The organism is Gordonia sp. LMA167 (assembly GCF_058130025.1).
In genome coordinates this window covers 6,118,186-6,132,847 of sequence record NZ_CM176708.1, presented here as the reverse complement: position 1 = coordinate 6,132,847, position 14,662 = coordinate 6,118,186, and the positions used below count along the sequence as shown (strand labels likewise).

The 14,662-nt window shown below is 67.3% G+C and carries 13 protein-coding genes; 4 read left to right on the top strand and 9 right to left on the bottom strand.

Translation table 11 applies throughout. From position 1 onward, the window contains the following. Positions 1 to 79 precede the first annotated feature (79 nt). Both ACVT6V_RS27500 and ACVT6V_RS27495 read right to left on the bottom strand, forming a co-directional pair. On the bottom strand, positions 80 to 841 hold the full coding sequence (locus ACVT6V_RS27500) for an IclR family transcriptional regulator (RefSeq protein WP_489897225.1): 762 nt from the start codon (positions 839 to 841) through the stop codon (positions 80 to 82). 18 nt (positions 842 to 859) lie between these two features. Then, a complete protein-coding gene (locus ACVT6V_RS27495; protein ID WP_489897224.1) occupies positions 860 to 2,212 on the bottom strand; it encodes an MFS transporter in 1,353 nt (450 codons plus the stop codon). 145 nt (positions 2,213 to 2,357) lie between these two features. Here ACVT6V_RS27495 and ACVT6V_RS27490 point away from each other — a divergent pair, with 145 nt between their 5' ends. Beyond that, positions 2,358 to 3,080, top strand: coding sequence for a GntR family transcriptional regulator (locus tag ACVT6V_RS27490; protein ID WP_489897223.1), 723 nt, complete (start codon positions 2,358 to 2,360; stop codon positions 3,078 to 3,080). 50 nt (positions 3,081 to 3,130) lie between these two features. On the opposite strand, the gene ACVT6V_RS27485 is transcribed toward ACVT6V_RS27490, so the two are convergent. Continuing rightward, positions 3,131 to 3,688, bottom strand: coding sequence for a YdcF family protein (locus ACVT6V_RS27485; protein ID WP_489897222.1), 558 nt, complete (start codon positions 3,686 to 3,688; stop codon positions 3,131 to 3,133). Positions 3,689 to 3,848: 160 nt separating this feature from the next. On the opposite strand from ACVT6V_RS27485, the gene ACVT6V_RS27480 reads away from it, so the two are divergent. Then, the gene (locus tag ACVT6V_RS27480) at positions 3,849 to 4,934 is read left to right on the top strand and encodes an IS630 family transposase (RefSeq protein ID WP_489895452.1); all 1,086 of its coding nucleotides are present in this window, start codon (positions 3,849 to 3,851) and stop codon (positions 4,932 to 4,934) included. 263 nt (positions 4,935 to 5,197) lie between these two features. On the opposite strand, the gene ACVT6V_RS27475 is transcribed toward ACVT6V_RS27480, so the two are convergent. Together ACVT6V_RS27475 and gabT are read right to left on the bottom strand one after the other, a co-directional pair. Next, on the bottom strand, positions 5,198 to 6,661 hold the full coding sequence (locus tag ACVT6V_RS27475; RefSeq protein WP_489897221.1) for an NAD-dependent succinate-semialdehyde dehydrogenase: 1,464 nt from the start codon (positions 6,659 to 6,661) through the stop codon (positions 5,198 to 5,200). A 196-nt stretch (positions 6,662 to 6,857) separates the two neighbouring features. Then, entirely contained in the window at positions 6,858 to 8,222 is a 1,365-nt protein-coding gene (gene gabT, locus ACVT6V_RS27470; RefSeq protein ID WP_489897220.1) for a 4-aminobutyrate--2-oxoglutarate transaminase, read from the bottom strand. A gap of 143 nt (positions 8,223 to 8,365) precedes the next feature. On the opposite strand from gabT, the gene ACVT6V_RS27465 reads away from it, so the two are divergent. After that, a complete protein-coding gene (locus ACVT6V_RS27465) occupies positions 8,366 to 9,871 on the top strand; it encodes a PucR family transcriptional regulator (protein WP_489897219.1) in 1,506 nt (501 codons plus the stop codon). Then, positions 9,868 to 10,788, top strand: a complete 921-nt coding sequence (locus ACVT6V_RS27460; protein WP_489897218.1) for an SGNH/GDSL hydrolase family protein — start codon at positions 9,868 to 9,870, stop codon at positions 10,786 to 10,788. The genes ACVT6V_RS27465 and ACVT6V_RS27460 overlap by 4 nt, the downstream gene beginning before the upstream one ends. A gap of 22 nt (positions 10,789 to 10,810) precedes the next feature. Here ACVT6V_RS27460 and ACVT6V_RS27455 read toward each other — a convergent pair whose 3' ends face one another. From ACVT6V_RS27455 to ACVT6V_RS27440, 4 genes are all read right to left on the bottom strand, one after another. Continuing rightward, a complete protein-coding gene (locus tag ACVT6V_RS27455) occupies positions 10,811 to 11,338 on the bottom strand; it encodes a class F sortase (protein ID WP_489897217.1) in 528 nt (175 codons plus the stop codon). An 82-nt stretch (positions 11,339 to 11,420) separates the two neighbouring features. Beyond that, entirely contained in the window at positions 11,421 to 11,801 is a 381-nt protein-coding gene (locus ACVT6V_RS27450; RefSeq protein ID WP_489897216.1) for a hypothetical protein, read from the bottom strand. Positions 11,802 to 12,770: 969 nt separating this feature from the next. Then, positions 12,771 to 13,979 carry a PrsW family intramembrane metalloprotease gene (locus ACVT6V_RS27445; RefSeq protein WP_489897215.1) on the bottom strand — a complete coding sequence of 403 codons (1,209 nt, stop codon included), beginning with the start codon at positions 13,977 to 13,979 and terminating at the stop codon, positions 12,771 to 12,773. Then, the gene (locus ACVT6V_RS27440; protein WP_489897214.1) at positions 13,976 to 14,641 is read right to left on the bottom strand and encodes a hypothetical protein; all 666 of its coding nucleotides are present in this window, start codon (positions 14,639 to 14,641) and stop codon (positions 13,976 to 13,978) included. The genes ACVT6V_RS27445 and ACVT6V_RS27440 overlap by 4 nt, the downstream gene beginning before the upstream one ends. Between the last annotated feature and the right edge of the window lie 21 nt (positions 14,642 to 14,662).

Here is a 14,662-nt window from a genome sequence, read left to right as displayed (position 1 = left end):
TGTCCTTGGGTGGTGACACCCACTCTGGCCGACCCGAGACCGGGGTCACAGCCGGACTCCAATGGATGGAAAGGTTTGTTCAGGGTCGCGATCCGCGCGACATCGCGCGGGTGATGCCGCGCGCCGCGGTGGTCAGCGCCGCGACGACCGCCTGCGGGTTCGCCTGATCATTCGGGATCACGACGGACAGTGCGGCGATCACCGCGCCGCCGGTGCTGTCGCGGACGGGGACGGCGACTCCGGTGGCCCCCGGCGTGATCAGCCCCCGGGCGACGGCGAAGTGCTGGCTGCGGACCTCGCCGAGCAGACGTCGCATCTGTGCGGGGTCGGTGATGGTCGCGTCGGTGTAGCGCTCGAGCGGCTGTGACAACAACTGATTCTGGACGTCGGCGGGGGCACTGGCCAACAAGACCAGTCCGGACGAGCAGGCGTGGACCGGGAGACGTCCGGCGATCTTGGTGACATTGACGACGGATCCACGCGTGGAGAGGCGTTCGAGGAAGAGGACCTCGTTGCCGTCCAGGATGCCGAGCTGGGTGTGCTGCTTGATCGCGGCGTTCACGTCTTCCATGAACGGCAAGGCGGCCTCGCGCAAGCTCAAGGTGTGCGAGCCGCGGGCGCCCAGCTCCCACATCCGCACACCGATGCTGATCCGCGTGTCATTGCGCTCGAGAAGGCGGTACTTCACCAGCTCGCCGACGATGCGGTGTGCGGTCGCGACGGGGAGGTCGGACCGGCGCGCGATGTCGGACACCGAGAGGGACGGTGTGTCCGCGTCGAACGAGGACAACACCCTCACGACGCGGGCAGTGACCGATTCTCCTGTCGGTGTCCGAGACATCGCCTCATTGTCCTCCGGCTACTCGCGCGGAGTCGACGGATTCCCGAGCTCGGCGAGCGGCACCCGGTAGGTCTCGCGGGCGGTGAACGCCGCGACCGAGGAGATGAGCATGCAGATGGCGGTGAACACCGCCACCGGCACCCACGCGTTGGTGCCCGTCCCCAGCAATGCCCAGCCGATCGCGGGGGCGAAGCCGGCGATGAGAAAGCCGATCTGCGTGCCAACGGCAAAGCCGGAGTAGCGCACGGGCGCGGCGAACATCTCGGTGAAGAAGCTCGGCCACAGGCCGTTGACCATCGAGTAGAACAGCGTCATCGTCAGCAGCGCGGCACCGAAGATCAGCGGCGTCGACCCGACCGAGATGGCCCAGAAGTACGCGAACATCGTCACGGCGCAGCCGAGAGCGCCGACGATCCACACCGGACGTCGACCAACGCGGTCGGACAACCTGGCCAGCAACGGAATCGCGATGATGGAGCCGGCGATCGATACCGACGACGCCCACAGCATCGTGCTGCGGCCGATGCCGGCGTCCGGCCCGGTGGCGTAGGCCAGCCCGAAGACGGTGAACACGGTCTGGCCGACGGCGAACAGCGAACACAGCGCGATCCGCAGGACGTCGCGCCACTGTGTCGTCAGGACGGTCACCACGGGCAGCTTCTGGACCTCGGCATGCTCGCGTGACTGCTCGAACACCGGGGTTTCGTCGAGCCTGGTGCGGACGAAATAGGCAACCATCAACACGACGGCGCTGCACCAGAACGGGATTCGCCAACCCCAGGCGTCGAGCTGGTCCTTCGGCAATGCCGCGACGGGGATGAACACAAGCGTGGCGAGCACCATTCCGGCGGCGTAGCCGGTCATCGTGAAGCTGGTGAAGAACGCACGACGTCCTTCCGGGGAGTGTTCGAGGGTCAACGTGCTGGCACCGGCTGCCTCACCGCCGGCGGAGAAGCCCTGGGCGAGACGGCAGAGCACCAACAGGACCGGCGCAGCGATGCCGATCTGGTCGTAGGTGGGCAAGAATCCGATGGCCAGGCTCGACAGGCCCATGATGAGTAGCGTCAACAGGAGGATCCTCTTGCGGCCCAGCCGGTCACCGAAGTGGCCCAGCACGATACCGCCGATCGGCCGGGCCACATAGCCCACGCCGAAGGTCGCGAGTGCGGCGACCGTTCCGATCGCATCGTTGCCCTCGGGAAAGAAGGTGTGCCCGAAGACGAGGGCGGCTGCCGAACCGTAGATGAAGAAGTCGTAGTACTCGAGCGCACTTCCGAGAAACGACGCGAGGGCCGCCTTCGTGGGTGTCTTCGCGACGTCGGTCGGTTGGGCTGTGGTCGGGTTGTCGTGCGTCACGACGGTAACGTTCATCGGCTCTCCTGAGGTCGGCCTGGGTGGTGTGACACAACCTCCCAATCCGCACCACGGGTGCACAACGTCACATCCATCCATTGGAAAAGCTGACGCCCGCCGCATGTCGAGTTGGTCTAGACCGGCACCCCGGTATCGTCGGGGTATGACGTTCGCCGCCGAGCCCCGGGTTCTCAAACACCAGGTCGTGCGCGCGCAGCTCGAGACGGTGCTCGACGGCATGGCCGAGGGTGACCCGGTGCCGGCCGAACGCGACCTCGCCGAACAGTATTCGGTGGCCCGGGAAACCGTCCGCCAGGCGCTGCGGGAACTCCTCCTCGCCGGGCGCATCGAGCGCCGCGGGCGTGCCACGGTCGTCGCGGGCCCGAAGATCCTGCAACCCCTGATGATCGGGTCCTATACCGAGGCCGCCCGCGACCGAGGACGTCCGGCCAGCCGCATCCTCGTCGGGTGGAGCCATCTGGAGGCAGATGACGAGCTCGCCGGGCATCTCGCGATCGCCCCCGGCGATCCGATCCTGCAGCTCGAACGCGTCCTGACCACCGACAATGTGCGCGTCGGTCTGGAATGCACCCGGCTACCGGCGGCGCGGTATCCGGGTCTCGAGGAATCCTTCGAGACCACCTCGTCGTTGTATGCGGCGATCATCGAGCGCGGCATCGAGTTCCGACGCACCGAGGACACCATCGACTCGACACTGCCCGACGCGCGTGAGGCCGCGCTGCTCACCGTCGACGCCCGAACGCCGATGTTCCTGCTCAACCGGGTGTCCTACGACCAGGACGGCATCCCCATCGAACACCGTCGATCGCTCTACCGCGGCGACCGGATGACCTTCACCACCACGATGGTCGCGCCGCACGACTGAGTGGCGACTGGCTCGTCGGCCGGATCAGGCGGCTGCGTCAGGCGGCTGCATCAGGCGTAGGCCGGGCGGAACTCGAGACGCGCGTGCTGTTTCGCGGCGGCCGTCCGGAAGTCCTTCATGGCCCGCGGCATGTGAAAACCGTTGGTCACGATCAAGGCGCCGGTCGCGCCCATCCGCTTGAGCATCGCGACGGTGTTGGTGGCGTTCTGGACCGTGCTGGTCGACGCGCCCTCGTTGACCATCTGCCACACCGGCACGCCCCGCCGCATCAGGCCGAGGTTCATGAACTGCGCCTCGGACACCGGCAGCCACCAGGTGTTGCCGCCGGACACGACCATCCGGTTGAAAGGGTGGGATCGGGCAAGTCCGGCAGCGACATTCATCCGCTGTTCGAGGATGCCCGGGGTCTGCCCGAACGTGCCCATCTTGGCGCCCAGGACCACGATGTAGCGCGATGGCGGGTTCTGCCATAAGAAGACACTGTTGGGCGACAGCAGATCAGAGCTGCCCGCACCCACCGGCGCGGCCTCGGACCGGGCCGGCGCGGCCACGATCACGGTCAGGGCGGTGAAGACGGCGATGAGTACTGCGGCAACCCGAATACGCATGTGCACGAGTGTACGGAAATCGCCGAAAGTCGCACGCGTGTCGACGCACCCGGCGAATGGTGATCTTCGCCTACCCGCTCCTCAGGGGCCGGGGGCGCCAGACCCCGGCCTAGTGGTGTGTATCGTAAATAATCGTCTAGTCGTTGGGTATGATTTCGGTATGAGCGCGCCTGCAGCACCGTTGGCTTTGTCGGCCGGTGAGCGAGAGACATTGGAGAAGTTGACCCGTAGCCAGCGGGTGCCGCATCAGCAGGTGTTGCAGGCTCGGGTGTTGTTGATGGCCGCCGACGGGGTGGCCAACATTCGGATTGCTGAGGAGGTCGGGGTGCGCCCGGCCACGGTGCGGGCGTGGCGCAACCGGTATGCCGAGGACGGTTTGGCGGGGTTGGGGTTGATCCGAAAGGGCCGCGGTCGACGTTCGTCGATCAGTGAGGAGAAGATCGCCGAGATCGTGAGGTTGACCAAGACGACCACGCCGCCGGGGCACACGCATTGGTCGTGCCGCACGATGGCGAAGAAGGTGGGTGTGAGTCCTTCAACGGTGCAACGGATTTGGTCTGATCTTGACCTCAAACCGCATCGGGTCGACTCGTTCAAGGTGTCGAATGATCCGCGGTTCGAGGAGAAGCTGATCGATGTGGTGGGACTGTATGTGAACCCGCCGGAGAACGCGATCGTGTTGTGTATGGACGAGAAAAGCCAGATTCAGGCGCTCGATCGCACGCAACCGTCGTTGCCGCTGGTGGAGGGGCGGGCCGGCACGATGACCCACGACTACAAACGCAACGGCACGACGACCTTGTTCGCGGCGTTGGATGTGCTGACCGGTTCGGTGATCGGTCAGTGCCTGCCGCGTCATCGCCACAACGAGTTCATCAAGTTCCTCAACACGATCGACAAGCAGGTGCCGGCGGGGTTGGAGGTCCATCTGATTCTGGATAACTACGCCACCCACAAACATCCCGAGGTGAAGCGATGGATGGATCGGCACAAACGGTTTCACTTCCACTTCACCCCGACATCGTCGTCCTGGCTCAACCAGGTCGAGCGCTGGTTTCGGGAGTTGACCGACAAGAACATTCGCCGCGGCATTTTTGGCAGCGTGCCCGAGTTGATCGCCAGCATCGAGGCATTCCTCAACGCCCACAACGATGATCCGAAACCCTACGTGTGGACCGCCACCGCCGAATCCATCCTGGCCAAAATCGCCCGCGCACGCACGACACTCGAACGAGTAGCCAACTAATTCAGATACACACCACTAGGTCAGCGCGCCCGGCACTTCGACGCGTCACCCGAAAACCGCCCGACAGGGGCCGGTGGTCGGCGCATCGCCGACGGCTCGTCTGTCGAGGGCGGGTTTCAGCGGCGGCGCAGACCCCGGCCTAGGTCAGGGCGCCCGGCACTTCGACGCGTCACCGAAAACCGCCCGACGGGGGCCGGTGGTCGGCGCATCGCCGACGGCTGGCCTGTCGAGGGCGGGTTTCAGCGGCGGGTCGGGCCCCGGTCTCAGGTCAGCGCAATGTACTTGACCGACAGGTACTCCTCGATGCCCTCGCTGCCGCCTTCGCGGCCTATGCCGGATTGCTTGACCCCGCCGAACGGTGCTGCGGGGTCGGAGATGACACCGCGGTTCACCCCGACCATCCCGGAATCGAGCGCGGCGGAGACCCGCATACAGCGCTCGAGATCGCGGCTGAAGAAGTAGGACGCGAGTCCGTACTCGGTGGAGTTGGCGGCCTTGATGGCGTCGGCCTCCGAATCGAAACTGCTGATCACCGCGACCGGACCGAAGATCTCGTCGCGCGTGACCGGGGCGTAGGGGTCGACCCGATCGAGCACCGTGGCCGGATAGAAGAATCCCTTGCCCTCGGGTGTCTTGCCGCCCAGTCGAACTCGTGCACCGTCGGCGATGGCGGCGTCCACCATCTCGGCGACCTTGTCGCGCTGCTTGGCACTGACCAGCGGACCGAGGTCCACACCCTGCTCATATCCGGGGCCGAGCCGGGCCGCGGCCATCTTCTCGGTGAGCTTCTCGGTGAACTCCTCGACCACACCGGACTGCACCAGAAAACGGTTGGCCGCGGTGCAGGCCTCGCCGCCGTTGCGCATTTTGGCGAGGTAGGCGCCGTCGACGGCCGCGTCGACGTCGGCGTCGTCGAACACCAGGAACGGTGCGTTGCCGCCGAGTTCCATCGAGGTGCGTTGCACGCGTTCTGCGGCCTGCGCCATCAGGTTTCGGCCCACCGGGGTGGAACCGGTGAAGCTGATCTTGCGGATTCGGTCATCGGTGATGATCGCGGTGGAGACGTCGCCGGCATTGCTGGTCGGCAGCACCGAGAGCACACCGGGCGGCAGGCCCGCCTCGGCGAAGACCTCGGCCAGCGCGAGCATTGTCAGCGGCGTCTCGTGGGCGGGCTTGACCAGCATCACGTTTCCCGCCGCCAGCGCGGGGCCGATCTTGCGCGTGCCCATCGCCAGCGGGAAGTTCCACGGGGTGATGGCCAGGGACGGGCCGACGGGCTGGTGCGAGACGAGGACTCGTCCGGTGCCCGCGGGAGCGGCGGTGAAGCGGCCGCTGATCCGGACCGCTTCCTCGGCGAACCAGCGCAGGAACTCGGTACCGTATTTGGTCTCGGCCTGGCTGTCGGGCAGTGCGCGCCCGAGCTCGAGGGTCATCAGCATCGCGAAATGATCGGCGCGGTCGGTGAGCAGTTCGAAGGCGCGACGCAGGATCTCGCCGCGTTCGCGCGGTGCGGTGCCCGCCCAGTCGTCGGAGGCGGCGACGGCCTTGTCCAGTGCGAGCCCGGCGTCGTCGACGGTTGCGTCGGCAACCGAGATCAACGCCTCCTCGGTGGCCGGGTCGTACACGGCGAAGGTGCCGCCGGACTTCGACGGAACCGATTCACCATCGATCCAGAGTCCGGTGGGCACCGAGTCGAGAACTGTTCGCGGGTCCGGGTTGTCGGTCATGTGATTGCACAGCCTTTCTGGTTGGTTTTCGGGTCTGTGGTGTCGGTGCGCTTCTGTGGTCTCGATACGCTCGCTCGCCCTAGGGGCTCGCGGGCTGCTCGACCAGCGAGGGGGCCGGGCGGGCTGCTCGACCAGCGGGGGCCGGGCTACTCGACGACCGGCGGGGTTCGGGCTGCGCCACCGGCGCGGGGTTCGGCTAGTGGACCGGTTGGTTCGATGTCAGGGCGTCGGCGAGGATGTCGAGGCCCTCGCGCAGGAGGTCGTCGTCGATCACCAGAGGCGGGAGCAACCGCAGGATGTTGCCGTAGGTGCCGCAGGTCAGCACCAGAACCCCGCGTGAGAGTGCTTGGGCGGCGACGGCTTTGGCAAGCTCTGGATCGGGTTCGGTGGTGCCGGGCCGGACCAGTTCGACGGCGACCATCGCGCCACGCCCGCGAACCTCGCCGATCACACCGTGGCCGTCCGCGGCCAGTTTCTCGGCCGTCGACGACAACGCCGATATCGCGATCTCGCCGATGTGTCGCGCCCGGGCGGCCAGATCAAGCGTGGTCATCTGGTCGATCGCGGCCAGCGCGGCCGCACAGGCCACCGGATTACCGCCATAGGTGCCGCCCAGACCGCCGGGGTGCACCGCATCCATCAGGTCGGCGCGGCCCGTGACCGCCGACAGCGGCATCCCTCCGGCGATGCCCTTGGCCATCGTGATCAGGTCGGGGATCACACCCTCGTGGTCGCAGGCGAACCAGTCGCCGGTTCGGCAGAAGCCGCTCTGCACCTCGTCGGCGATGAACACGACCCCGTTGCGTCGGCACCAGGCGGCCAGCGTCGGCAGGAAACCCGGTGCCGGAACGATGAATCCGCCCTCACCCTGAATGGGCTCGACGAGCACCGCGGCCAGGCTGTCGACGGTGATCTGTGTGCTCATCATGCTGATCGCCCGGTTCGCGGCGGCAACACCGTCGGTGCCGAGCGGATCGCGGAACGGGTAGCTCATCGGCATCCGGTAGACCTCCGGCGCGAACGGGCCGAAGTTGTGCTTGTACGGGATCGACTTGGCGGTCAGTGCCATCGTGAGGTTGGTGCGTCCGTGATAGGCATGGTCGAAGGCGACGACGGCGTTGCGCCCGGTGGCCAGACGGGCGATCTTGACCGCGTTCTCCACCGCCTCGGCGCCCGAGTTGAACAAGGCGGTCCGCTTCTCGTGATCGCCGGGTGTCAGGTGGTTCAGCTTCTCCGCGACCGCCACATAGCCTTCGTAGGGCGTCACCATGAAGCAGGTGTGGGTCAGGTGATGTGCCTGCGTGGCAACGGCATCGGCGACCGCCGGATTGCTGGCGCCGACGGTGGTCACGGCGATCCCCGAGCCGAGATCGATCAGCGAGTTGCCGTCCACGTCCACGATGACGCCACCGTCGGCGTCGGCCGCGTAGACCGGCGCCACCGACCCCAGTCCGGCGGCGACCGCGGTGCGGCGACGTTCGGTCAGCGCGACGGACCGCGGGCCGGGAAGCTCGGTGACGAGGTGGCGCTTCTGGGGCAGTCGATGGGTGATGGTGGTCATCTCGTCCTCGCTCGTTCTGTGCTGGCTCCTCGAATGGGCACGTTCCCAGTCTTCGCCTCTGTCGCCGGGAGGTGTCCTGCCAACTTGTACAAGATGTCGGCGAACGCACTCCATTGTGTCCATCGGATGGGTAGGCTGCCCCCATGGCGACGGTGCGGTGGTTGATGGCCCAGCGGCGTCTGCAGTTGACCCTGCGGGGCGGGGCCGCGGGGTTGGACCGGTTGCTCGACTGTGCCGTGTCCAGCGAGCTGATCGACGCCGCCGAGTGGCTGTCGGGCGGCGAGGTGCTGCTCACCACGGGTTTGCGGCTCGGTGACGACCCGGCCGTGTGGCGCGATTACCTCAAGAACCTCGACGATGTGGGCGTCGCGGCCGTGGGTCTCGGCCTCGGTTTCGGGTTCGATGCGATTCCGGTCGAGATGGCCGACGAGGCCGACGCCCTGGGCTTGCCGCTGTTCGAGGTGCCGCTGCCGGTGCCGTTCTCAGCCATCGCCCGGACCGTCCTCGATCAGATCGCCGCGCAGCGGTCCTCCCGCCTGGTCGCCGCGACCAAGGCGCAGCCCCGGATGACTCGCGCTGCCGCGTCGGGTGGGTCGGCCGCGGTGGTTCGCGTGCTCGCGGAGGCGGTCGATCAGCATGTCGTGCTGCTCGACAACGGTCTCGCGGTGGTTGCCGCGGCGCCGGGTGCGCTTCCGCCGGTCGACCTCGAGCGGGTCCGTGATCTGGTGGTGCGTGATCCCGCGTCGGCCGGCGCGGTGTGGGTGACCGACGACGCCACGATGACGGTCGCGCGAGTCGGGTCGGGCGGTCGCACCTACGGGCACCTCGGTGTCCTCGGCCCCTCGGCGCTCGACGATGTCGCGCGCATGCTGGTCGGTCACGCGATCTCCCTACTGGCGATCGAACATGTGAAACCGCGGCAGGTCAGCCGCGACGTCGCGGAACTCCATGACGACGTCCTCGCGATGGTGATCGACGGGATCGCGCCGGCCGGGCCGGGCATCGACCGCATCCTCGGGCGCGCCGCAGACCCGACTGGACAGGTGCGGGCGGTGGCCTTCACCTTCGCCGATGAGGAGACTGCGACCCGCGGCCGCCGACGTCTCGTCGAGGAGCTCGAACATCGATGGCGGTCGGTGTTCGTGCATCGCGACGGCCCCGTCGTGTTCGTCCTCCTCCGTGGTGACGACCGGGTCGATTTCGCCGACGGCCTGCTCACCATGCTCAACACGATCGGGCCCGTGTCCGGTGGTATCGGCCCGGTGACCGGTCTGCGTGAGGCGTCCGAGTCGGTGCGGCAGGCGCGGTTGGCGTGCCGGTCCGCGCCGGTGGGCAGGCTTGTCGATCTGTACGGCAGCCGGTCGCTGCTGACGAGCGATCCGATCCGGCAGGCGCTGACCGATGCGTTCGAGCAGCGCTTGGCACCTGTCCTCGACCACGACGCCGAGCACGGCACGGATCTGCGATCGACCCTGCTGGCCTACCTCGAGGCCAACGGGAACTGGGGTGTCGCGGCGGCGGCGGCCGGTGTGCATCGACACACCCTGCGGCACCGGATCGAACGGATCGAAGACCTGCTCGGGGTGGACCTCACGGACGCCCGGACCAGAGCGGAGCTGTTGCTGATGATGTTGGGAGCCGGCGCATGAGCACTGTGACACACGGAGTGCGGACCCGGGGAACGGTCCGCCGCGCCGTGGCGGCAGCGTTCGTCGCGACGATGGTGGTGGTCGTGAACGGTTGCGGCGGCAACGATGACAACGGCACCGGGCCCGGGGCCATGCCGACGTCGGCCTCCGCGACGGAGACCCAGATGGTCAACCTCGGCGACAGCTACAGTGCCGCAGCCGGTGTGGAGCCGCTCGTCGAGGGCTCGCCGGTCATGTGTCTGCGGTCGTCGCGCAACTTCGCCCACGTGGTGGCGTCCGCGGAGTACTACCAGCTGACCGATGTGAGCTGTAGTGGCGCCGACACCGCAGACCTGACCACGTCCCAGTACGACGGTGTGCCGGCGCAATTGGATGCGCTGTCGGCAGACGCGGACGTGGTCACGGTGATGATCGGCGGCAACGACAGCGACTTGTACACGACCGCGATCAGTGCGTGTTCTCAGGTCGCGGAGTCGGACCTGCAGGGGGCGCCATGCCAGACGGCCCACGGCAGTGAGTACTCCGACATCGTCGAACGGCGAACCTCGCCCGCGTTGGTGAAGTCCTTCGCCGCGGTCCGCGAGAAGGCCCCGAAGGCAAAGGTCCTCGCGATCGGCTATCCGTGGATTCTGCCCGAGACCGGCGGCTGTTATCCGACCATGCGGATCGCCGCGGGCGATGTCGCGTATCTGCATGAGCTGCAGGCAACCCTCAATGACGCCATCCGGAACGCCGCGGAACGGGCGAGTGCCACGTTCGTGGACATGTCGGACGTCTCTGCGGGCCACGACGCCTGCGCACCGGTCGGTCAGCGGTGGATCGAGCCGCAGAACGGCGCCTCGGGTGCATCGCCGGTCCATCCGAATGCTGCTGGGCAACAAGGGATCGCCGATCAGATCGCCGGTCTGTTGCACTGAGCGGCCGCCACTGGTCCACAGGCTACCCGTGTACGGCAACTGCGCTGACGAGGTCGGCCTGCACGACGAGATTGTCGTCGGTGAGTTGGCCCGCGGGACCGAGCCGGCAGGTGACCAACAGGAGTCGGCCGGGAACGCGTTCACGAAGTTGCCGGGCGCGCTGGATCTCTCCGTCGCGGCGATAGGCCGTCAGGGATGAGACGCGGTAGGTCAGCTCGCCGCGGACAGTGGTGAGAATGATCGGGGCGCCGACGGTCAGCCGGCCGAGGTCGTTGAACACGCCGTGGCCATGCGCGACCGCATGACCGACGATGAATGTCGTTCCGTCCGAATGGGTCCCGGGCGCCGACCGGCATTGCAGCCAGTACGGATCGTCAAGTGTCGGCGGGTCGATGGTGGGGCAGCTCTCGGCGGGCAGCGTCCGGATCGACTTGTCGAGTCCCAGCGTCGGGACAGTGAGATGCGTCGGCGCACCGGCCGGGACTGCGCTCGGGTTGATCAGCGTCGAGGTCACCGGCAGCGAGGGGGCGAGCGTCACAATGGGATTCACGCCCACGGAGTCGTCCGCCGTTGCGCCGCACCCGGCGGCTGCCACGATCAACAAGGCAGCCGATCCCGCCGAAAGCAGCGCCCTACGCACCGCGAACACGCCGGCGCCACACGCCGACGGCGCCGGCCGATGCTGCTGCGCCGACGAGGCCACCGAGAGCAACCCAGGCAACGCCAGGGCCGCGGGCGGAATATGTCCGGGGACCGGGTGCCGCGAGACCGACGCCGGTGTCGAACGTGAGGGCGTCGCGATAGCCCATCGGCACGAAGCCTCCGCCGTGGGAATCGGTGTAGCCGTAGACGACATCCCCCCGCGAGCCGGTGACGGCGATGATCGACTCACCCTTGGGGCCCGACCCGGGTTGGGTGATGCCGCCTCCGCCGATCTGCGGGAGATCGACCTTCGGGAAGCTGACGCTCGAACCGCCGATAATGATCTCGATGGTCGGCCACTGCGGGAGCACGATCTCCGGCTGCTCCGGCTGCGGGGGCGCGGGTATCTCGGTCTCGACCTCGGTGGTCGGGGGAGCCTCGGTGACGGGTGGGACCTCGCTGGTTGGAGGTGCTTCCGTGGTCGGCGGTGCTTCCGTGGCGGGCGGTACCTCGGTGGTCGGGGGAGCCTCGGTGGTGGGCGGAGCCTCGGTAGTTGGAGGCGCCTCAGTAGTTGGCGGTGCTTCGGTAGTCGGCGGTGCCGGTGGCGTCTCGGTGGTCGGCGGTGTCCCGGCGCCGCCCTCGTCGCAATCGCCCTTGTCGCCCCGGTCGCCCCGGTCACCCTTCGATCCTCCGTTGGGGCCGGAACCCTTGTCGGAGTGATCCTTTCCGTGGGGCGACTGCTCGCCGGAACGCTTGTGGCCGGGCGTGGTGCCCTCGGAACCTGAGCCTCCAGATGTCGAGGTCCCGGGACCCGAGCCCCCGGGGCCCGAGCCGGCTGACCCGTCCTTCCCGTGCGACGAATTCTCGGAGTCCGACGAGCCACCCGAACCCGAACTCGACGATCCCGAATGCGACGATCCCGAATGCGACGAACCAGAGGGCGACGAACCAGAGTGCGACGAACCCGAATGCGACGATCCCGAACTCGAGTGCCCCCCAACGGTTCCCGTCGAACCGCCACCTGATTCTGCGCCACCGGTCGCGCCCGCGACGGCAGGAACGCTCAACGATGCTGACAACAAGACTGCAGACACGCCCGCGACCAATGTGACGCGCGCACGACCAAGAAAACCATCCACCCCGACGACCCCCGACGTTCCAGGAGGGAAGTCCCTCCGGGACAAGTCTTTACCGGACGGGCGTGAAGGGGAAGTCGGCGACCGCGAACGTGGCGGAGATCACGCGATCACGGCCCGTCAACTCGAGAAAAACCTCCGCCGGCGCGGATGGCGCCGACGGAGGCTTTGACTCGGTGGATCAGACGGTCACACGGGCAGCGATCACACCGTGGCGTCGACGCCTCGCAGCCGGGTCACCTCCGACCGTGCGAACTCCACCTCGGGAGTCGCCGCACCTCGGGACTGCGCCAGCGCGTCGGCGAGGTCGCCGGCGGCGTCGGTCACCCAACTCTCCCGGCGGCGCCCCGCACGCCCTCCGGCCACCTTGCGCAGGTGTCGACGCTGCTTCCAGTCGCCGGAGACCGCCATCAGCTCGTCCTCCGTGAGCACGCCATTGGCGGCCTCGGGGGCGAGAATCGCACGCAGATAGGTTCGTTCGCGTCCGACGACGAGGTGGAACACCCAGACCACGATCGCGAGGTAGATCAACACGACGATCAGCAGTTCGACGATGACGACGGCATCGGACGGCGCCGGCAGGAACGCGCCCATCGAATCCCAGAACCAGTGCATCGCCATCGGCAGCACCATCAGCCCGAGTCCTCGGGCCACGTTGCGCGGCTCACCGGGCCGCCCGAGCAGATAGACGATGCCTGCGCCGAAGATGGCGGAGAACAGGATGTGTCCCGAGAGGCCAGTCAGCATGCGTTGTACGGCGACACCGAACCCGATCTCACCCGCATCAGCACCGAAATGCGACCCGGCCAGGTTGAACGAATAGAGCACGTCCTCGAGGATCTGGAAACCCAGATCGCAGAACGCGCCCACGATGAAGCCATCGAACGCGGTGCGGATCACCTTGGGTGCCAAGTAGATCAACAGCACAACACCGAGCCCCTTGGAGATCTCCTCGGTCAGGGGAGCGGTGAGGCCGGCGGACCACTCCGCGCTGAACTGCTGCCCGAAACCCTTGGCCCACAAGGCACGGATCGGGTCGTTGGCGTTGATGGCGATCGCCATCGTCGCGCCGATCGCCCCCCACACCAGTGCGGTCAGCACCAGCTTCCCCGGCACCGGCGAGTAGCGATCGATGTAGCGGGTGAACCACCACAGCAGGGCCCCGTAGACGATGAGCACGAAGACGGTCCTGCCGAGTTCGCCCGCATACGCGTGCCAGGGTGCGGCGAACATGGTCACCGTGAGCATCGCGCCGTAGGCGACGATCGCGATGTACACCCACCAGCACAGGTTGCGCGGCTGGATGAACGTGAAGCTCTCACCACGACCCGACTTGGTGATGGCCTCGTAGCGGTTGCGTTGGAGGTCGACCGACTCGCTCTGCGGTGTGTCGTCACCGATGGTGGTGGTCACTGCGATCCCTCCTTGATGGTGATGCTCTGGATCATCCGGGCGATGTCCTCGGCGGATTCGCGCTCGTACTCCGGCGGCACGGCGGCCACGACCTCGACACCGAGTCCGTTGTCGACGAATGCCGCGACAACGCCGTCGCCGGTCGGGACCTGATAGTCGGCGATGACGCCACGATGGCCGTCGGTGGTGGTGATCGACGCGGCCTTCTCACCGATGTCCGGGGCGAGGTCCCCGAGGTCTTCGTTGTTGTCCCGGATCTGATCGAGCAGCTCCTCGGCGGTGCCGTCGAACGGTGCGGTCCGGATCTGCAGGACGACGCCCGAATCAGACACGGTTGCCGTCGACGGATACTCGCCGCCGGGCAGTGGCTCGTCCTGGCGCAGGCCGGCGGTCACATTCCAGCCGACCGTCGGCGTGAACGTCACCCGGTCGCCGACCGCCATCACGTCACCCGCGGCGACCGGATCGTCGTAGTCGACGGCGGCGTTGATCATGGCCGGCACGAACGACAGGATCAGGGCGATGACCAGGACGATGAAGCCGGGCAGCAGGGTCCGGCCGTCCATCCCCAATCGCCGCTTGTCGACGGGGATGAACGATTCGGGTGGTTCATACGGCGGCGACGCTTCGGGAGCTGGATCGTCGACGGCATGTGTGGGCACACGTTCCTCCGGGGCAGCGAA